This is a genomic window from Streptomyces sp. NPDC003036 (assembly GCF_040611175.1).
GTDB lineage: Bacteria > Actinomycetota > Actinomycetes > Streptomycetales > Streptomycetaceae > Streptomyces.
Genome location: NZ_JBEXNO010000035.1, coordinates 65,042 through 83,824 on the forward strand (window position 1 = coordinate 65,042; position 18,783 = coordinate 83,824).

Genomic DNA, 18,783 nt, shown 5'->3' on the forward strand with positions numbered 1-18,783 from the left:
CGCCTTGGAGCGACCGCGTTACTTCTTGCGGCGACGCCCGCCCTTCTGGGCCTTGCGCCGCTCCGCACGGGTCATGCCGTCACCGTCGCCCCGAGCGCCACCGTCGGCGGTCTCGAAGTCGCCCTCGATGATGTCGCCCTCGCCGTCGACCTTCGGCGCCGTGAAGTGCAGCCGGTCCGGCCGCCTCGGCGCCTCCAGGCCCTTGGCGCGGATCTCCGGACGCGCGGCACCCGCCTGCGCCGGCACCGCGTCCTCCTTGGCGAGCGAGGTCTTCTCGGCGGCCGCGTCCTGCACCGGGACCTCCTCGACCTGCTGCTCGACCTGGACCTCCAGGTTGAACAGGTAGCCGACGGACTCCTCCTTGATGCCCTCCATCATGGCGGTGAACATGTCGAAGCCCTCGCGCTGGTACTCGACCAGCGGGTCCTTCTGCGCCATCGCGCGCAGGCCGATGCCCTCCTGGAGGTAGTCCATCTCGTAGAGGTGCTCGCGCCACTTGCGGTCCAGCACGGACAGGACCACGCGCCGCTCCAGCTCGCGCATGATCTCCGAGCCGAGCTGCTTCTCGCGCTCGTCGTACTGCCGGTGGATGTCTTCCTTGACCATCTCGGCGATGAACTCGGCGGTGATCCCGGCACGGTCGCCGGCCGCGTCCTCCAGCTCCTCGATGGTGACCTTGCACGGGTAGAGCTGCTTGAACGCGCCCCACAGCCGGTCCAGGTCCCACTCCTCAGCGAAGCCCTCGACGGTCTCCGCCTGGATGTACGCGTCGATCGTGTCGTCCATGAAGTGCCGGATCTGCTCGTGCAGGTCCTCGCCCTCCAGGACGCGGCGGCGCTCGCCGTAGATGACCTCGCGCTGGCGGTTGAGCACCTCGTCGTACTTCAGGACGTTCTTACGCGTCTCGAAGTTCTGCTGCTCGACCTGCGACTGCGCGGACGCGATCGCGCGCGTGACCATCTTGTTCTCGATCGGCACGTCGTCGGGGACGTTGGCCATGGCCATCACGCGCTCGACCATCTGCGCCTTGAACAGCCGCATCAGGTCGTCGCCCAGCGACAGGTAGAACCGGGACTCGCCGGGGTCGCCCTGACGGCCGGAACGGCCGCGCAGCTGGTTGTCGATACGCCGCGACTCGTGCCGCTCGGTGCCCAGCACGTAGAGCCCGCCGAGCTTCTTGACCTCTTCGTTCTCGGCCTTGACCGCGAGCTCGGCCTTCTCCAGGGCGGCCGGCAGCGCGGCGGCCCACTCCTCCGCGTGCTCGACCGGGTCGAGGCCGCGCTGGCGCAGCTCCGCCTCGGCGAGGTCATCGGGGTTGCCGCCGAGCTTGATGTCCGTACCGCGGCCGGCCATGTTGGTGGCGACGGTGACGGCGCCCTTGCGCCCGGCCTGGGCGACGATCGTCGCCTCCCGGTCGTGCTGCTTGGCGTTGAGCACCTCGTGCGGGATGCCCCGCTTGGCCAGCTGCTGCGACAGGTACTCGGACTTCTCGACCGACGTCGTACCGACGAGGATCGGCTGGCCCTTCTTGTGCTTCTCCTCGATGTCGTCGACGACCGCGGCGAACTTGGCGACCTCGGTGCGGTAGATCAGGTCCGACTGGTCCTTGCGGACCATCGGCCTGTTCGTCGGGATCGGGACGACGCCCAGCTTGTAGATCTGGTGGAACTCGGCGGCCTCGGTCATGGCCGTACCGGTCATGCCGGAGAGCTTGTCGTAGAGGCGGAAGAAGTTCTGCAGGGTGATCGTGGCGAGCGTCTGGTTCTCGTCCTTGATGTCCACCCCTTCCTTCGCCTCGATCGCCTGGTGCATGCCCTCGTTGTAGCGGCGGCCGGCGAGGATACGGCCGGTGTGCTCGTCGACGATCATGACTTCGCCGTCGATGACGACGTAGTCCTTGTCCTTCTTGAACAGTTCCTTGGCCTTGATGGCGTTGTTCAGGTACCCGACGAGCGGGGTGTTCACCGACTCGTAGAGGTTGTCGATGCCCAGCCAGTCCTCGACCTTGGCGACGCCGGACTCGTGGATGCCGACGGTGCGCTTCTTCTCGTCGACCTCGTAGTCGCCGGTCTCCTCGATGCCCTTGAGGGGGTTGCCGGGCTCGCCCCGCTTGAGGCGGGTGACCAGCTTGGCGAAGTCGCCGTACCACTTGGTGGCCTGGTCCGCCGGGCCGGAGATGATCAGCGGCGTACGGGCCTCGTCGACCAGGATGGAGTCGACCTCGTCGACGATGGCGTAGTTGTGGCCGCGCTGGACGAGCTCGTCCTTGGACCACGCCATGTTGTCGCGGAGGTAGTCGAAGCCGAACTCGTTGTTCGTGCCGTACGTGATGTCGCAGCCGTACTGCTCGCGGCGCTGCGCGGGCGACATGTTGGCGAGGATGCAGCCGACCGTCAGACCCAGGAACTTGTGGACGCGGCCCATCATCTCCGAGTCGCGCTGCGCCAGGTAGTCGTTGACCGTGATGAGGTGCACGCCCTTGTCGGAGAGCGCGTTGAGGTACGCCGGGAGGGTGCCGACGAGGGTCTTGCCCTCACCGGTCTTCATCTCGGCGACGTAACCGAGGTGCAGCGCGGCGCCGCCCATCAGCTGGACGTCGTAGTGGCGCTGTCCGAGGACGCGCTTGGCCGCCTCGCGCACGGTGGCGAACGCCTCCGGGAGCAGGTCGTCGAGGCTCTCGCCGTCGGCGTACCGCTGCTTGTACTCCTCGGTGAGCGCCCTCAACTCGGCGTCGGAGAGGTTGACGAAGTCCTCTTCGATGGAGTTGACCTGGTCCGCGATGCGGTGCAGTTTGCGCAGGATCTTGCCTTCGCCTGCACGCATGAGCTTGTTGAAGACGGACACTGAGGTTGGTCTCCTTGCCGGTCGGGCCTGGCACTAGGTCTTGTCATGGACACTGGCACGGGCACGGCAGGTGGGCCCCACCGCAACGGCCATCGTAAGCGAGGACGCCGCCGCGCTGGGAGGTCCGCGCCCACCTGAGCCGACCGCCGCGCCGACATGCCGCCCGCAAGGAGAACGCGCGGGACGCGCCGAAGGTGCCGCCGAACCCGAAAAGTGCTCGGACCCGGGCCCCCCGGGCGCCCTTCCCGGGCCCACCGGTCCAGGTCCGACCGCCGGGTCCGGCTGTCAGTGCCGCCCTCTATCGTGCCGAGCATGACCACGATGCCGAGCCCGACCGCCGAACTCTCCGCCGACGAGGCCCGTCGTATCGCGCTGCGCGCCCAGGGCTTCCTGGGTGCGCCGGACCGCCGTGCCGGGGTGCGCGGTGTCCTGCGCCGGCTCGGCGCCGTCCAGCTGGACACGATCTCGGTGCTGGCCCGGTCCCACGAGCTCGTTCCCTACGCACGGCTCGGCGCCGTCGGCCGCAAGACCGTCGACGCGGCGTACTGGACGGAGACGCACGCCTTCGAGTACTGGTCGCACGCGGCGTGCATCCTGCCCATCGAGGAGTGGCCGCACTTCGCCTTCCGCCGCCGCGCCTACCGCGCCCGCCCGCAGTGGCACCACGACCTGCCGGACGGCGCGTACGACACGGTGATCAAGCAGTTGCGCGCCGAGGGGCCGCTGACCGCCACGGAGCTGGGCGGCGCGAAGAACGGCGGCGAGTGGTGGGACTGGTCCGCCTCGAAGGTCGCCGTCGAGCGGGCCCTGATGTACGGAGAGGTGGTGTGTACCGAGCGGCGCGGCTGGAAGCGGGTGTACGACCTGGCCGAGCGCGCCGTCCCCGGCCACCTGCTGCACGACGAGCTGGACGACAGGGAGTGTCTGCGCAGGCTGGTGCGGCTGGCCGGGCAGGCGCTGGGCGTGGGCACGCGCGCGGACATCGCCGACTACCACCGGCTCAAGGGCGAGCAGTTCGACGCGGTGGTCTCCGACTCGGGACTGGTGCCGGTGCGGGTGCAGGGCTGGGACAAGCCCGCCTGGGCCGACCCGGAGGCCCTGGCGACCACGCCGCGCGGCCGCCACCGCACGACCCTGCTGTCGCCGTTCGACTCACTGATCTGGGAGCGGGCGCGCACGGAGCGGATCTTCGGCTTCACCCACCGCCTGGAGGCGTACGTCCCGAAGCCGAAGCGGATACACGGCTACTTCGCGATGCCGCTGCTCGCGGGCGGGCAGCTGGTGGGCCGGGTGGACCCGGCCCGCGAGGGGTCGACCCTGGTGGCCAAGCAGGTGTCGCTGGTCTCGCCCAAGGCCGTGGCCCCGATGGCCGAGGCGCTGCGGGAGGCCGCCGAGTGGGTGGGCTGCGACGCGGTGCGGATCGAGCGCGTCGACCGTCCGGAGCTCGCCGCCGAGCTGGCCGCCGCCCTGGCCCGGCTCACCTGAGATCACCCGAGATCACCTGATCTCGAGGATCTTCTCCCGCATCGCGTACACCACCGCTTCCATCCTGGAGTGCAGCTGGAGCTTCTCCAGGATGTTGCGGACATGGTTCTTGACGGTGTTCTCGGAGATGAACAACTCCTTGGCGATGTCCCGGTTGTTCATCCCGGTGGCGACCAGCTTGAGGACCTCCAGCTCCCGGTCGGTCAGCCGGGGCGCGGGCACCAGCCTGCGCTCGTCGGTGCGCTGGATCATCGACTTGAACTCGGTGAGCAGCTTGGACGCCATGGAGGGGCTGATCTGCGACTGCCCGTCGGCGACCGCGCGGATGGCGGTGGCGACCTCGTCGGTGGAGATCTCCTTGAGGAGGTAGCCGGTCGCGCCCGCCTTGATCGCGTCGTAGAGGTCGGCCTCCTCGTCGCTGATCGTCAGCATGATGATCTTGGCGCTGGGGGCCACCTCCTTGATGGAGGTGCAGGCCTCGATACCGCCCCGCTTGGGCATCCGCACATCCATCAGGATGATGTCGGGCAGCAGATCGGCGGCCTTGTCGACGGCCTCCGCGCCGTCGCCCGCCTCACCCACCACCTGGATGTCCTCCTCCTGCGCGAGGACGATCTCCAGTCCGCGCCGGAAGAGCGCGTGGTCGTCCACCACCAGGACGCGGATGGGCTCCTTGCGGTACGGGGACGCGCCGCCCTCCGTGCCATCGGCGCCGCCGTCCCGCCCGTCACCGGCGTCCGCCCCGCCCACCGGGGCGTCGGAGCCGCCCGGGTGGTGCACCGGGCCGAAGCTGTCCGCCATCGTTCCTCCCCCTGAAGGCCTGGCCTGAGGTCCCTGTTCCGTGCGCCAACCGCAGGTCGCAAAGCACCGGTTGGCGTGAGACGCCATGATTTCATGCCCGGGCGGCGAAGCGGTGCTCCTCCGGTCGCACGGTGGTGCCCCTGGGGGCGCACGGGGCGCTCCAGGGGCACCGTCTCGGGACGGGGTCGGCTACGGTCAGCCGCCGAGCGCACCACCGGCGCCGCCCGCTTCGGAACCGGCCAAGGGGTCGGTCTCCAGGTGAATGACGCCATAGTCGTAGGCGTGGCGGCGGTAGACCACGGCGGGCAGTTTGTTCTCGGAGTCGACGAACAGATAGAAGTCGTGACCGACCAGTTCCATTTCGTACAGCGCCTGGTCGAGCGACATCGGGGCGGCCTTGTGCGTCTTCTCGCGCACCACCAGCGGTCCTTCGCCGCGCACCTCGAGCGGGCCGACCTTGGTGGTCGGGATGTCGTCCTGCCGCTCCTCGGTGGCGGTGGCGCCGTTTCCGTTCATCCTGGCCACGCCCGGAATCGCCGCGGGGACCTCGGCTGCCGACAGCCGGGCGTTGCCCCGCCGGGTGAAGCGCTTGTCGTGCTGCTTGCGCAGCCGCGCCTCCAGCTTGCTCGTCGCTAGATCAAGCGCTGCGTACGGGTCGCCTGCCGCTGCTTCCGCCCGGATCACCGGGCCGCGGGAGTGGAGGGTGATCTCCACGCGGTCGGACCGGTCGGCCTGCCGCGGGTTGTGCTCCTTGGACACCTCGACGTCGAGGCTGATCACCTTGCTGTCGAGCTTCTGGATCTTCTCCGGATTCAGCTTCTCGGCCACGTGCTTGCGGAACCGCTCGGGCACCTCGGTCTTGCGGCCCTTGACGACGATGTCCACGCAGAACTCCGTTCCCGGATCGCTCCGCCGGCTCACCAGCCGGCGAGCATCTCCCTTTTGCACCAGACCCCGGTGAGCACCGGAGCCTCGGACTTGGCGACTTTCACCTCCTCCTCCCCAGTGGACAAGATCCCCACCCCACCCGACTTCATGTCCTGACCGGATTCCGGTAAACACCCGGAGGCGCGGCAGTGCATTCGGTGAAGCGCGGGCTTCGCCATTCCTCACAACCGAACATAGCTCGCTCGGACGGATGTCGGCACCCGATACCAGCACGTACGTCCGATCGAGTGTTTTTCCTCCGTCACTGACTGCAACGAAGCAGGCCACGGCTCAGTTCCGGATTATTTCGAATACTTCGCGCGCGTACCGAGGGACGACAGAGGCGTGAAAGACGACGGTGGCGCGGCGACCACCGCCGCTCCCACGTGTCCGGGCAGGGCCCTGGCCGCCTCGACGAGCGAGGCCCCGGTGGTCATGAGATCGTCGACGAGTACGGCTCTGCCGGCCGCCAGGGCCCGGCCGCCGCCCGCCACCACCTCCAGCGCTCCGGCCATGTTCGCCAGCCGCTGCCGGGCGTCCAGCCGCGACTGGTCCGACACCGACCGCCGCTGCCGCAGCACGGGCAGGACCCGCGCCGCCGTCCCCGTACGCCGCAACTCGGCCGCCGCAGCCATCGCGATCCGCCGCGCCGCGTCGTGCCCGCGCGCCCGCACCGCGCGCCGCGACGACGGCACCGGTACCAGCAGCAGCGGCCCTGCCCCGAGCCCCGCCGACGGCGCCGTAGACGCAGCCACAACCGAAGGCGCAGCCACAGCCGCTCTGACGGCCCCTGCCAGGGCGAGGCCGAGCGGCCGGGCCAGTCCCAGCACACCGCGCTCCTTGTGCCCCAGCAGCACCGCCCGTACCGCATCGCCGTACGGTGCGGCGGCATGCACCACGGGCAGGCCCGCGGGCTCCGGCACGGGCCTCACCCGGCCGGGCGGACGCCCGTACAGGGCGCGCCCGCACTCCTCGCACAGCTGCGTACGGACACGGCCGCAGCCACCGCAGGCGACGGGCAGCACGAGCCCGGCGATCTCCCGCCACCATCCCCGCATGACCCCACTGTGCCGAGCGGCACGACCCCGCCGCCACCCCTGTGGACAACCGCGAGCGCGGGCAAGCCGGCCGCCGGCGTCAGCCGGGGTAGACCGGTGACGTGCCCTTCTCGGCCATCGGCTGCCAGTTGCCGCCGGCCTGCAGCCGCACGATGCCGTCGTCGGCGGAGGCCGCCACCAGCGGCGCCCGCTCGTCGTTGGCCGCCGCGACCGCCTTGACCTGGTTGAGCCCCGGAACCCCGGCGGCCGAGGTGGAGCCGTCCGTCTGGATGTAGCGCACCTGCTGCACACCGCCGGCCAGCTTGCCGAGCACCACCAGCCGGCTCGGCCCGGCCCAGGACACCGAGCTCACCGACTCCATGCGCGGCGCGGCCGACTGCAGGTCCACCACGGCGGCCGTCTGCTGCGCGCCCGAGCCGTGCCGCTGCACCCGGCCGATGTGCAGCGTGGTCTTGCCGTCCTTCTCCAGCAGCAGCGCCACGCGCACGCCGTCCTCGGAGACCCGCAGCGCCTTGACCCGCACGCCGCCGGTGAGCCACGGCGCCGCCACGGGCAGCGGCGCGCCGGAACCACCCGGGATCAGGAGGAGCCGGGGCTTGGCCGGGTCGCGGTCGGCGACCCACAGATCGCCGCGCCCGTCCCAGCTGGGCGCCGAGAGCCGGTCCTCGGGGGTCCTGCCCCCACTCTGCAGGATCGGCTGCGGCAGCTCCCCCTCCGAGGCGATCGACGCCACCCTCAGGTACTTGCCGTCCTGCGACACGCCCGCCGCGTACCGCTCGTCCCGCGCCACCGCGACGGAACCCACCTTCGCCGTGCCGTCACCGAAGGGCCCCGGCACATGCCGCGGCCCGCCGACGTCCTTCGACGTGGCGTCGACCTCGGCCAGCTGCCCGTTCGCGTCGATGAAGTACGGATTCTTCGGGGAGACGGCGGTCGGGTCGGCCATGAAATCCTCCTTCTGGCCCTCACCCAGCACGCACAGCCGCGAACCGTCCGACCGCTGCAACTCCACCTGCTCGACCCTGGTGGACGCCAAATCCCCCACGGTGAACAGCAATTGGGCCGCCATCTTCCGGCACTGGTCCTGGCCGACATTGTCGGCCTTCTCGTTGAGCGGCACCTTCAGCAGGTTCTGGTCGTCGGGCGTCAGCGACTTCACGTCCTCCTTCAGCGTCGTGCCGGTGGGAAAACGCGAATCGACCACCGGCTTCAGCCAGTTCGTCGGGCCTTCCAGCAGCGCCTTCACGGTCTGCGCCACCGGGTCCATCCGGGTCACCGGATCCTGCCGCTGCCGGATGTACACGGGGTCCGCCACAACCCATTTCCGCCCGGCGGCGAAGTAGTACTTGTTGACGGAGCGGTAATTGCGCAGGAAGTCCGACTCACCGAGCACGAGGCCCGGCGGCAGGCTGTCGATGCGCCACTCCTTGCCCTTCCCCTCCGGGTCGGCGACCTGCACCAGATGGATCGTGCCGTTGTACTGGGACGGGGCCACCGGCTGGTAGGCCTGATGGCCGTCCACGGCCGCGACCTGCTGCCCGTACAGCCGGTAGAGCAGGCCGGAGCCCTCCTGCCCGGTGGTGCGCTCGGGCGCTTGCGGTTCGGGCGCGGCGGCGAGCACCGTGGTGCGCTCCTCGGGCTTCCACGCCTGCGCCGCCTGCTTGGTCAGGTACTTCCGGGCCGTGGCGAAGCCGGGGTCGTCGCCGGTCATCGCCTCCAGGAAACCGTCGACGATCTCGTCCGGCGCGGCGTTGTCCCGGGGCGTCACCGGATAGACCCGCACCTGGGAGTCGCCCGGCTTGGAGGCCTTCACCGCGGATACGTCCCCGCTGTCCGGCATCGAGGCGCAGCCGGCGACCAGAGTGGCGCAGCCGAGCAGCGCGGCCCTCCGCGCCGTACGTCCCCGCCCGTACCGATGACGCTCAGCGCCCACGAGCCATGCCCTCCCGCTCCGTGTCCCAGCCCCTGTCCCCGCCTGTGCCCGGTGCGCGCTCCGCTTCGCGCGCCGGTCCGGCGCCTTCGCCGGTCCGCTCCCCGGTCTGCCGTGCCACCACCCGGGCTCCGCTGCCGGGCAGGGCGGTCGGGTCCGCGGTCGCCTGTGCCGGTGCCTGCCGCGGCGATATCGGCGCCCCCGGCGGCAGCGGCGAGCGGCCCGTGCCCGGCTGTCCCGGCACGGCCGCCGGCCGGGGGCCTTCCGGCCCCTCGGCGGCGGCCCGCTCGCGGTTGCGCCGCGAGTCCTCCGGCTCCAGGGGTATGGGGGAACCGCGCAGCGGCTCGTCCGCCGTGCGCGGCAGCGTCAGCCGGAACTGCGAGCCGCCGCCGGGCTCGCCCCAGGCCTGCAGCCAGCCGCCGTGCAGCCGGGCGTCCTCCAGCGCGATCGACAGGCCGAGGCCGGTACCACCGGTCGTCCTGGCCCGCGCCGGGTCGGCGCGCCAGAACCGGTTGAAGACGCGCGTCGCCTCGCCGGGCTTGAGGCCGACCCCGTAGTCGCGTACGGCGATGGCCACGGCGCCGCCCGCGGCGGCCATCCGGACCACCACGTCGCGGCCCTCGCCGTGCTCCACGGCGTTGACGACCAGGTTGCGCAGGATGCGCTCGACGCGCCGCGCGTCGGCCTCGGCGACCACCGGCTGCTCGTCGCCGACGACCAGGATCCGGCCGCCCTTGCGCTCCGCGAGCGGCTCGGCCCCGCCGATGACGCGGCGCACGACGTCCCGCAGGTCTATCGGCTCCGCCTCCAGCGCCGCCGCGCCCGCGTCGAACCGGCTGATCTCCAGCAGGTCCGCGAGCAGCGACTCGAACCGGTCCAGCTGGTCGCCCAGCAGCTCCGCCGAGCGCGCCGTCACCGGGTCGAAGTCCCCACGCGCCTCGTAGATCACATCGGCGGCCATCCGCACAGTCGTCAGCGGGGTGCGCAGCTCGTGCGAGACGTCCGACACGAACCGGCGCTGCATCCGCGAGAGGTCCTCCAGCTGCTGGATCTTCAGCTGGAGGTTCTGCGCCATCTTGTTGAAGGCCTCGCCGAGCCGGGCGATGTCGTCCTCGCCGGTGACCTTCATCCGCTCCTGCAGCCGGCCCGCCGACAACCGCTCGGCGATGCCCGCCGCCATCCGTACCGGCGTGACGACCTGCCGCACCACCAGCCACGCGATGGCGCCCAGCAGGACGACGACGAACAGCCCGGCCGTCGCCAGCGTCGTCTTGACCAGGGAGAGCGAGTCCTCCTCCTGCGTCAGCGGGAAGAGGTAGTACAGCTCGTAGGAGTTGCCCTCGACGTCGTTGAGCCGCTTGCCGATCACCAGCCCGGCCTCGGACGCCTTGCCGTCGGTGTAGTGGATGCGGGTGTACGTCTGGAAGGTCCCGGTCCCCTGCGCGACCGACTCGCGCAGCGCCGCCGGAATGCTCGTCGCGGGCTCCACGCCGCCCGACGCCCGGGCGCCACGGCTCGGGGCCGTGCCCGCCGAGTCGGAGCTCAGCGCCACCACGTTGAACGCGCTCTGCCCGCCGCTGGCGAGCTGCACGACGAGGTCGGAGCGCCAGTTCAGCGACGAAGGCGTCGTCGGGCCGCCGGCGCCACCGCCGACCTGCCCGGGCCTCGGCGCACTGGCCTGGTCCTGCGCCGCGGAGAAACCGCCGGAGGCCTGGCTCTGCGCCGCCCTCTCCTTGGCATCCAGCAGACCGTTGCGCATCTGCCCGATGACGACGATGCCGAGCAGCAGCACCACGCCGAGCGACATCAGCAGCGTGCCGGCGACCACCCGCAGCTGGATGTTGCGCCGCCACAGCCGCAGGGCGGGCAGCAACGGGCGGCGCACCCAGCGCGCCAGGAGCCGGAGCACCCGACCGCCGGGCGCCCCGTCCTGGAGCAGCCGACCGCCGTGGAACAGGCGGCCGACGCGCGAGGGGGCACGCCCCGGACCGGCAGCCCGCCCCGCACGGACTCCCGGCTTCCCGGGCTTCGGAGCAGCACTGCCGCGGGACATGTCAGCTCGGTCCGGCCTTGTAACCGACACCACGGACGGTCACCACGATCTCCGGCCGCTCCGGGTCCTTCTCGACCTTGGAGCGCAGCCGCTGCACATGCACGTTCACCAGCCGCGTGTCGGCGGCGTGGCGGTAGCCCCAGACCTGCTCCAGCAGCACCTCGCGGGTGAAGACCTGCCACGGCTTGCGGGCCAGCGCGACCAGCAGGTCGAACTCGAGCGGCGTCAGCGCGATCGACTGCCCGTCCCGCTTCACCGAGTGACCGGCCACGTCGATGACCAGGTCACCGATGGTGAGCTGCTCCGGCGCGGGCTCCTCCGACCTCCGCAGCCGCGCCCGGATCCGGGCCACCAGCTCCTTCGGCTTGAACGGCTTGACGATGTAGTCGTCGGCACCGGACTCCAGCCCGACCACCACATCGACGGTGTCGCTCTTGGCGGTGAGCATCACGATCGGCACCCCGGACTCGGCCCTGATCAGCCGGCACACCTCGATGCCGTCCCGCCCGGGCAGCATGAGGTCCAGCAGCACCAGGTCCGGCTTGACCTCGCGGAATGCGGCCAGGGCCTTGTCGCCGTCCGCTACGAACGACGGCTCGAAACCCTCACCACGCAGCACAATCCCGAGCATCTCGGCCAGTGCGGAGTCGTCGTCGACGACAAGGACGCGTCCCTTCATAATCGACATCATCCCATTAGCTAATCGTTACCTGGCGTGACCTGGCACACAGCTCGGCGATTCCCGTTGCGGTGACGGGCGACACTACGCCCTCCTCGGTGACGATCGCCGTCACCAGCTCCGGCGGCGTGACGTCGAAGGCGGGGTTGTACGCCTGCGTTCCGAGCGGGGCCACCGGCAGCCCGCCCCCCGATCCACCATGCGCCAGCATCACCTGCGGCGGCGCCGTGAGCTCCGTCACCTCCTGCCCGGAACGCTGCTCCACCTCGATGGACGCCCCGTCCGGCGTGCCGGGGTCGATCGTCGTGACGGGTGCGACCACGATGAACGGCACATGGTGGTACTTGGCGAGCACCGCGAGCGGATAGCTCCCGACCTTGTTGGCCACCGACCCGTCGGCGGCGATCCTGTCCGCCCCGATCAGCACGGCGTCGACTTCCCCGGCCGCGAACAGCGAACCCGCGGCGCTGTCGGTGAGCAGCGTGTACGCCAGCCCGTGCCGGGCCGCCTCGTACGCGGTGAGCCTGGCGCCCTGCAGCAGCGGTCGCGTCTCGTCCACCCACAGCCGCCGCAGCCGGCCCGCCCGATGCGCCGCCAGCGCCACCGCGAAGGCGGTGCCCTCGCCCCCGGACACGAGGGCCCCGGTGTTGCAGTGCGTCAGGACGCGGTGACCGCCGCCCGGCAGCAGCTCGTCGAGAAGCGCCAGTCCGTGCCGCGCCATGCTCGCGCTCGCCTCGGCGTCCTCGCGGTGCAGCGCCCGCGCCTCCGCGAGCGCGATCCCGGCCGCCTCCTCCCGGTCCACGCCCTTCTCCAGCGCCGCCCGGTAGACGGCTTCCGCCCGCCGCACCCCGTAGCCGAGGTTCACCGCGGTGGGCCGCGCCCCCGCCAGCAGGGCGGCCGCCTCCTGCACGTCGTAGCCGCGGGCGGCGGCCAGCGCGACCCCGTAGGCGCCCGCGATACCCAGCAGCGGCGCGCCCCGCACCGCGAGCGTCTGTATCGCCCGCACCAGCGCCGGTACGTCCGTGCAGACCAGCTCGACCTCCTCGGCGGGCAACCGCGTCTGGTCGAGGAGTACGACCACCGGTCCTTCCGGGGGCTCTTCCCACCGCAGTGCGGGCAACGCGGACGGCTCGGTACCGGACGGCGTGTGTGCGTACTGATCAGCCATCCGCCCAGTCTGCCCGCTGAACCACCGACAATGAAGGTGCCGATGAGATACAGGCCCTGGCCCGGCCGCGGGCGACGCGTGGCACGATGGCTGCCAACCTGCCGCCAAGCCGAGCGGCCCGGCACCCCGACCGAGCCGGCTCGACGAGCCGGCCCAGCGACAGATTCACGAGGTGGACGACCGTGAACGACACTCCGGGCTGGGCCTCGCCCGGGTCCGCACCCTCCGACGACCAGGGCGCCGGCGTCCCGCACCCCGCCCAGCCCGCCGACGGCGACCGCGCCGCCTCCAAGTGGTCCAAGGAGCAGCCGCCCGCCGGCCAGTGGTCCTCGCCGGGCTCCCCCGGCCCCACCGGGCCTGTCCCGCCTCCCGCACCGCGCTGGGGCGGCGGACAGCACCAGGGCGGCTGGGGCCGGCCTCCGGCCGCCAAGCCCGGCGTGATCCCGCTGCGTCCCCTCGGCGTCGGCGAGATCCTCGACGGCGCGGTCTCCACCCTGCGGGCCCACTGGCGCACCGTCCTCGGCATCACGATCACCGTTGCCGTGGTGACCCAGATCGCCGACATCCTCATCCAGCGCTACCTGGTACCCACCCCGCCGGCAGCCGACCCCAACGCGACGCGGTCGGAGGCGCTGAGCCAGTCCGTCGAGTCGGCCCAGGCGAGCATGGTGTCCCTGGCCCCGACCACGCTCATCAGCCTCATCGGCACGCTATTCACCACCGCGCTGCTCACCGTCGTGATCAGCCGGTCGGTGCTGGGCCGCCAGGTGAACATCTCCGATGCCTGGCACGAGGCCCGCCCCCGGCTGCCCCAGCTCCTGGGCCTGACCCTGCTGCTGCCACTGATAAGCACGGCGATCATGCTGGTGGGCGTGCTTCCCGGGCTGCTCCTCGGCTCCGTCGCCGGGGCCGCCCTGGCCGTCTTCGGCGGCCTCGGCGCCCTCCTGGTCGTCATCTGGCTGATGGTGCGCTTCAGCCTCGCCTCGCCGGCGCTGATGCTGGAGCGGCAGGGGATCATCGCCTCGCTGCGCCGCTCCGCCAAGCTCGTCCGGGGCTCGTGGTGGCGGATCTTCGGCATCCTGCTGCTGACTCTCCTGCTGCTGTTCCTGGTCGCGATGATCATCGCCATCCCGTTCGGCATCATCGCCCTGGCCGTCGACGGCGACGGAATCAGCGGCCTGCTCACCGGAACTCCACCGGAGTACGGATGGCCGTTCCTGATCGTCTCCGGCATCGGCGCGGTGATCGGCTCGTCGATCACGTACCCCATCTCCTCCGGCGTCACCGTCCTGCTGTACGTGGACCAGCGCATCCGCCGCGAGGCCCTCGATCTGGAACTCGCCCGCGCGGCCGGCGTCCCCGGCTACGGCTCCACACCCGGCGACACCACGCCCAGGAGCTGATGCGGTGCTGGTCACGGGGGGACCGACGACGGCGTGGTCGCTGAGCCGCGCCACCGACGACGTACCAGTGGACATTCCGCGCGTGCCGGCCCGTGAGGCGGCGGAGCGGGAACTGTCGAAGCCGATGTACCACGAGGACGACCCGAATCTTCTGGAGCGGGCTCTCGACCGTTTCTGGGACTGGGTGGGTGACATCTTCGCCTCCGCCTCCGCGGCCACACCGGGAGGGCTGCTCGGCGTCGTGGTCATCGCTCTGATCGTCGTGGCGCTCGTCGCTGCCCTGTGGTGGCGCCTGGGCACTCCCCGGCGCGCCGCCGTCTCGTCGGACGCCCTCTTCGACGACCGCCCCCGCAGCGCCGCCGAACACCGCGCCGCCGCCGAGGCCCACGCCACCGCCGGCCGCTGGAGCGAAGCCACCCAGGAGCGGATGCGCGCCATCGTGCGCTCCTTGGAAGAACGCGCCCTCCTGGAGCCGCGCCCCGGCCGCACCGCGGACGAAGCCGCGGCCGAGGCGGCGCGCCCCTTGCCGGCCCACGCGGACGAACTACGCGCGGCGGCCCGCACCTTCGACGACGTGACATACGGCGGTCGCACCGCCGGCCAGCCCGCGTACCAGCGCCTCAAGGAACTGGACAACGCCCTGGAACGGACCAAGCCCCGGCTGAACGAAGGAGCCCCGGCGGTGGCGGGAGCAGCGGGCGGAGGAACCCGCCCATGACCGGCACGCCCACCTCGCTCGCGCTGACACCTCGCCAGGTCTGGATCAGGGCGCGCGGTCTGCTGATCGCGCTCGCCATCCTCATCGTGGCCGGGATCCTCATGGCCGCCCTTCGCTCCGGCGATCAGCACGGCCGCCTCGACCCGCGCTCCGCCGACCGCTACGGCAGCCGCGCAGTGGCCGAGCTCCTCAAGGGCCACGGCGTCACCACCCGGGTGGTGACCACCCTCGACGAAGCCGCCACCGCAGCGGGCCCCGACACCACCCTCCTCGTCGCAGCCCCGGATCTCCTGACCGACCATCAGCAAGCGGTCCTGCGAGGCTCCATGGGCACGTCCGGCGGCCGAACGGTCCTGGTCGCCGCGAGCCACGCATCCCTCGAGACCCTGGCCCCCGGAGTCAGCGCGGACACACCCGCCGCGACCGAGGCCCTCACCCCTCAGTGCTCCCTGCCCGCCGCCGAGCGCGCGGGCGACGCCGACATGGGCGGCGAGCGCTATGTCACCGAACTCCCCGACACGGAGGCCTGTTACCGCAGCGACGGCCTCCCCACACTCCTGCGCGTCAAAGGCCCCTCGGGTGGCGACACCATCCTCCTCGGCGCCCCCGACATCCTCTACAACGACCGTCTCGACCAGCGGGGCAATGCCTCGCTCGCTCTCCAACTCCTCGGTTCCCGGACCCATCTCGTCTGGTACCTCCCCTCGCTGAGTGATCCCTCCGCCACCGAAGGAGGTGGCGACCGCGAGGACGGCCAGGGCTCCGGCGAGACATCGTTCCTCACCCTGATCCCCTCCGGCTGGCTCTGGGGCACCCTCCAACTCGCCCTCGCCGCCGTCCTCGCCGCCATCTGGCGTGCCCGCCGCCTCGGCCCGCTCGTGACCGAACGTCTCCCCGTGGCCATCCGCGCCTCCGAATCCACCGAAGGCCGCGCCCGCCTCTACCGCAAGGCCAACGCCCGTGACCGCGCGGCCACCGTCCTGCGCACGGCGACCCGAACCCGCCTCGCTCCCCTCTTGGGTGTCCCTCCGGCGCAGGCCCACGCGCCCGACGCCCTGCTCCCCGCCGTCTCCACCCGCCTCGCCGGGACCAACCCGGACGCCACCAGGGAGACGGACCTCCGCATCCTTCTCTTCGGCCCGGCCCCCGCGGACGACACCGCGCTGATCCTGCTGGCAGACCAACTCGACGCCCTCGAAAGAGAGGTACGCACCTCATGAGCGCCCCGACCCCCGAGACCCCTGAGAACTCGGACAGCGCCCGCGCTTCCCTGGAAGCCCTGCGCACCGAGATCGCGAAGGCCGTGGTCGGGCAGGACCCCGCTGTCACCGGTCTCGTCGTCGCGCTGCTCTGCCGGGGCCATGTCCTGCTGGAAGGCGTCCCCGGCGTCGCGAAGACGCTACTCGTCCGCGCCCTCGCCGCATCCCTCGAACTCGACACCAAGCGCGTCCAGTTCACCCCTGACCTGATGCCGAGCGACGTCACGGGTTCCCTGATCTACGACGCCCGCACCGCCGAGTTCTCCTTCCAGCCCGGCCCGGTCTTCACCAACCTCCTCCTCGCCGACGAGATCAACCGCACGCCCCCCAAGACCCAGTCCTCGCTCCTGGAGGCGATGGAGGAGCGCCAGGTCACGGTCGATGGCACCCCCCGACCGCTGCCGGAGCCCTTCCTCGTCGCAGCCACCCAGAACCCGGTCGAGTACGAGGGCACCTATCCGCTCCCCGAAGCCCAACTGGACCGTTTCCTGCTGAAGCTGACGGTTCCACTGCCCTCACGCGAGGACGAGATCAACGTCCTGACCCGCCATGCGGAAGGCTTCAACCCGCGTGACCTCCAGGCCGCCGGAGTACGTCCCGTCGCCGGCCCCGCCGACCTCGAGGCCGCCCGCGCGGCCGTCGCCAAGACGTCGGTATCCCCCGAAATCGCGGGCTACGTCGTCGATATCTGCCGTGCCACCCGTGAATCCCCCTCACTCACCCTTGGCGTTTCACCCCGAGGCGCCACTGCCCTGCTCTCCACCGCTCGCGCCTGGGCCTGGCTCACCGGCCGCGACTACGTCATCCCGGATGATGTGAAGGCCCTCGCTCTTCCCACCCTCCGCCACCGCATCCAGCTGCGGCCCGAGGCCGAGATGGAGGGCGTCACCGCCGACTCCGTGATCACCTCGATCCTCGCCCACGTCCCCGTCCCCCGATGAGGCAGTGACCCATGGCCCTCACCGGACGAACCGCGCTGCTCGCCGCCCTCGGCTCTCTCCCCGTCGGCATCCTCGCCCCCAGCTGGACGGGGATGCTCGCTGTCAACGCGCCTCTCTCACTCGCAATTCTGTGCGACTACGCTCTCGCCGCGCCAGTGCGAACGCTCCGATTCACCCGAAGCGGTGACACAAGTGTTCGGCTCGGTGACAGCGCGGAAGTCCAGCTGACCGTCACCAACGCTTCCCGGCGCTCCCTGCGTGCCCAACTCCGCGACGCCTGGCCGCCGAGCAGCTGGCTCCCCGGCACCGAGCAGCCTGCTTCCCGGCACAAGCTGACCATCCCGGCCGGTGAACGCCGACGCCTCACCACGGTCCTGCGCCCGACCCGCCGCGGCGACCGCCACGCGGAGCGCATCACCGTGCGGTCGTACGGCCCCCTGGGCCTTGCTGCCCGGCAAGGCAGTCACCAGGTCCCTTGGACGGTCCGCGTACTGCCGCCCTTCACCAGCCGCAAGCACCTGCCGTCCCGGCTCGCCCGCCTCCGTGAGCTCGATGGCCGCACGAGCGTGCTCACCCGCGGCCAGGGCACCGAGTTCGACAGCCTGCGCGAGTACGTCCCCGGCGACGACACCCGCTCCATCGACTGGCGTGCCACCGCCCGCCACAGCAGCGTCGCCGTGCGGACCTGGCGTCCCGAGCGAGACCGGCACATCCTGATCGTCCTCGACACGGGCCGCACGTCGGCCGGCCGCGTCGGCGACGTGCCCCGCCTCGACGCCGCCATGGACGCCGCACTCCTCCTCACCGCACTCGCCACGCGAGCCGGCGACCGTGTGGACCTGCTGGCCTACGACAGGACCATCCGGGCCCGCGTCCAGGGTCGCTCCGCGAATGACATTCTCCCGGCCGTCGTGAACGCCCTGGCGCCCCTGGAGCCCGAACTCGTCGAGACCGACGCCCGCGGCCTCGCCTCGACCGCCTTGGCTACCGCGCCTCGCCGTTCCCTCGTCGTTCTCCTGACGGGTCTGGAAGCGGCCGCTATCGAAGAGGGCCTGCTGCCGGTGTTGCCCCAGCTCACCCAGCGCCACACCGTTCTGGTCGCCTCCGTCTCCGACCCGCACACCGAGAAAATGGCCCGCGCCCGAGGTTCCGTCGACGCCGTCTACGAGGCCGCAGCCGGCGCCCAGGCCCAGGCTCAGCGCCACCGCACTTCCGAACAGCTCCAGCACCACGGTGTCACCGTCGTGGACGCGACACCGGACACCCTCGCGCCCGCTCTCGCCGACGCCTACCTGGCGCTGAAGGCTGCGGGCCGCCTCTGAAAGCGCCATGTGATAGGCCGGAAACCACCGGCCGGTCACCCAGGCTGAACGCAAAAAAGCCCCGGTCCCCGCACAAAGTGCGGGGACCGGGGCTCAATATTTGTTCGGCGGCGTCCTACTCTCCCACAGGGTCCCCCCTGCAGTACCATCGGCGCTGAAAGGCTTAGCTTCCGGGTTCGGAATGTAACCGGGCGT

The 18,783-nt window shown here is 71.4% G+C and carries 14 protein-coding genes and 1 rRNA gene; 6 read left to right on the forward strand and 9 right to left on the reverse strand.

Going from position 1 to position 18,783, the window contains the following annotated elements; translation table 11 throughout:
• Positions 1 to 18: 18 nt before the first annotated feature.
• Complete coding sequence (secA, locus tag ABZX67_RS24310; RefSeq protein WP_355363554.1) at positions 19 to 2,844, reverse strand: preprotein translocase subunit SecA; 2,826 nt, start codon at positions 2,842 to 2,844, stop codon at positions 19 to 21.
• 312 nt (positions 2,845 to 3,156) lie between these two features.
• Between secA and ABZX67_RS24315 the strand changes: the two genes are divergently transcribed.
• Positions 3,157 to 4,329 carry a crosslink repair DNA glycosylase YcaQ family protein gene (locus ABZX67_RS24315; RefSeq protein WP_355363556.1) on the forward strand — a complete coding sequence of 391 codons (1,173 nt, stop codon included), beginning with the start codon at positions 3,157 to 3,159 and terminating at the stop codon, positions 4,327 to 4,329.
• 12 nt (positions 4,330 to 4,341) lie between these two features.
• Here the strand turns inward: ABZX67_RS24315 and ABZX67_RS24320 are convergent, their stop codons facing one another.
• The 7 genes from ABZX67_RS24320 to mtnA all read right to left on the reverse strand — a co-directional run bounded on the left by ABZX67_RS24320 (position 4,342) and on the right by mtnA (position 12,945).
• Positions 4,342 to 5,130, reverse strand: coding sequence for a response regulator transcription factor (locus tag ABZX67_RS24320; RefSeq protein WP_355363558.1), 789 nt, complete (start codon positions 5,128 to 5,130; stop codon positions 4,342 to 4,344).
• 195 nt (positions 5,131 to 5,325) lie between these two features.
• Positions 5,326 to 6,015: a ribosome-associated translation inhibitor RaiA gene (raiA, locus tag ABZX67_RS24325; protein WP_355363560.1), complete on the reverse strand. Its 690-nt coding sequence runs from the start codon at positions 6,013 to 6,015 to the stop codon at positions 5,326 to 5,328.
• 344 nt (positions 6,016 to 6,359) lie between these two features.
• Positions 6,360 to 7,115 (reverse strand): ComF family protein, encoded by a 756-nt coding sequence (locus ABZX67_RS24330; protein ID WP_355363562.1) that lies wholly within the window; start codon positions 7,113 to 7,115, stop codon positions 6,360 to 6,362.
• 79 nt (positions 7,116 to 7,194) lie between these two features.
• Positions 7,195 to 9,048 carry an LpqB family beta-propeller domain-containing protein gene (locus tag ABZX67_RS24335; protein WP_355363564.1) on the reverse strand — a complete coding sequence of 618 codons (1,854 nt, stop codon included), beginning with the start codon at positions 9,046 to 9,048 and terminating at the stop codon, positions 7,195 to 7,197.
• Entirely contained in the window at positions 9,038 to 11,098 is a 2,061-nt protein-coding gene (gene mtrB, locus ABZX67_RS24340) for an MtrAB system histidine kinase MtrB (RefSeq protein ID WP_355363566.1), read from the reverse strand. The genes ABZX67_RS24335 and mtrB overlap by 11 nt, the downstream gene beginning before the upstream one ends.
• Before the next feature lies 1 nt (position 11,099).
• Positions 11,100 to 11,789, reverse strand: coding sequence for a two-component system response regulator MtrA (gene mtrA / locus ABZX67_RS24345; RefSeq protein WP_355363568.1), 690 nt, complete (start codon positions 11,787 to 11,789; stop codon positions 11,100 to 11,102).
• Positions 11,790 to 11,793: 4 nt separating this feature from the next.
• Positions 11,794 to 12,945 carry an S-methyl-5-thioribose-1-phosphate isomerase gene (gene mtnA, locus ABZX67_RS24350; protein ID WP_355363570.1) on the reverse strand — a complete coding sequence of 384 codons (1,152 nt, stop codon included), beginning with the start codon at positions 12,943 to 12,945 and terminating at the stop codon, positions 11,794 to 11,796.
• 182 nt (positions 12,946 to 13,127) lie between these two features.
• On the opposite strand from mtnA, the gene ABZX67_RS24355 reads away from it, so the two are divergent.
• The 5 genes from ABZX67_RS24355 to ABZX67_RS24375 are packed head-to-tail and all read left to right on the forward strand — an operon-like array spanning position 13,128 to position 18,588.
• Entirely contained in the window at positions 13,128 to 14,348 is a 1,221-nt protein-coding gene (locus ABZX67_RS24355) for a hypothetical protein (protein ID WP_355363572.1), read from the forward strand.
• A 4-nt stretch (positions 14,349 to 14,352) separates the two neighbouring features.
• Positions 14,353 to 15,066 (forward strand): DUF4129 domain-containing protein, encoded by a 714-nt coding sequence (locus ABZX67_RS24360; RefSeq protein WP_355363574.1) that lies wholly within the window; start codon positions 14,353 to 14,355, stop codon positions 15,064 to 15,066.
• Positions 15,063 to 16,286 carry a DUF4350 domain-containing protein gene (locus ABZX67_RS24365; RefSeq protein WP_355363576.1) on the forward strand — a complete coding sequence of 408 codons (1,224 nt, stop codon included), beginning with the start codon at positions 15,063 to 15,065 and terminating at the stop codon, positions 16,284 to 16,286. Before ABZX67_RS24360 ends, ABZX67_RS24365 begins: the two co-directional genes overlap by 4 nt.
• Positions 16,283 to 17,266, forward strand: coding sequence for a MoxR family ATPase (locus ABZX67_RS24370; protein WP_355363578.1), 984 nt, complete (start codon positions 16,283 to 16,285; stop codon positions 17,264 to 17,266). Before ABZX67_RS24365 ends, ABZX67_RS24370 begins: the two co-directional genes overlap by 4 nt.
• An 11-nt stretch (positions 17,267 to 17,277) precedes the next feature.
• Complete coding sequence (locus ABZX67_RS24375; RefSeq protein WP_355363580.1) at positions 17,278 to 18,588, forward strand: DUF58 domain-containing protein; 1,311 nt, start codon at positions 17,278 to 17,280, stop codon at positions 18,586 to 18,588.
• Positions 18,589 to 18,690: 102 nt separating this feature from the next.
• Here ABZX67_RS24375 and rrf read toward each other — a convergent pair.
• Positions 18,691 to 18,783: ribosomal RNA gene (rrf, locus tag ABZX67_RS24380) — 5S ribosomal RNA — on the reverse strand; the annotation flags it as partial.

What these genes read in the sequence shown, in the direction of transcription:
- ABZX67_RS24315 (WP_355363556.1), top strand. Translation starts at nt 3,157, where the DNA reads ATGACCACGATGCCGAGCCCGACCGCCGAACTCTCCGCCGACGAGGCC.
- ABZX67_RS24320 (WP_355363558.1), bottom strand. Translation starts at nt 5,130, where the DNA reads ATGGCGGACAGCTTCGGCCCGGTGCACCACCCGGGCGGCTCCGACGCC.
- ABZX67_RS24330 (WP_355363562.1), bottom strand. Translation starts at nt 7,115, where the DNA reads ATGCGGGGATGGTGGCGGGAGATCGCCGGGCTCGTGCTGCCCGTCGCC.
- mtrB (WP_355363566.1), bottom strand. Translation starts at nt 11,098, where the DNA reads ATGTCCCGCGGCAGTGCTGCTCCGAAGCCCGGGAAGCCGGGAGTCCGT.
- mtrA (WP_355363568.1), bottom strand. Translation starts at nt 11,789, where the DNA reads ATGATGTCGATTATGAAGGGACGCGTCCTTGTCGTCGACGACGACTCC.
- mtnA (WP_355363570.1), bottom strand. Translation starts at nt 12,945, where the DNA reads ATGGCTGATCAGTACGCACACACGCCGTCCGGTACCGAGCCGTCCGCG.
- ABZX67_RS24365 (WP_355363576.1), top strand. Translation starts at nt 15,063, where the DNA reads ATGACCGGCACGCCCACCTCGCTCGCGCTGACACCTCGCCAGGTCTGG.
- ABZX67_RS24370 (WP_355363578.1), top strand. Translation starts at nt 16,283, where the DNA reads ATGAGCGCCCCGACCCCCGAGACCCCTGAGAACTCGGACAGCGCCCGC.
- ABZX67_RS24375 (WP_355363580.1), top strand. Translation starts at nt 17,278, where the DNA reads ATGGCCCTCACCGGACGAACCGCGCTGCTCGCCGCCCTCGGCTCTCTC.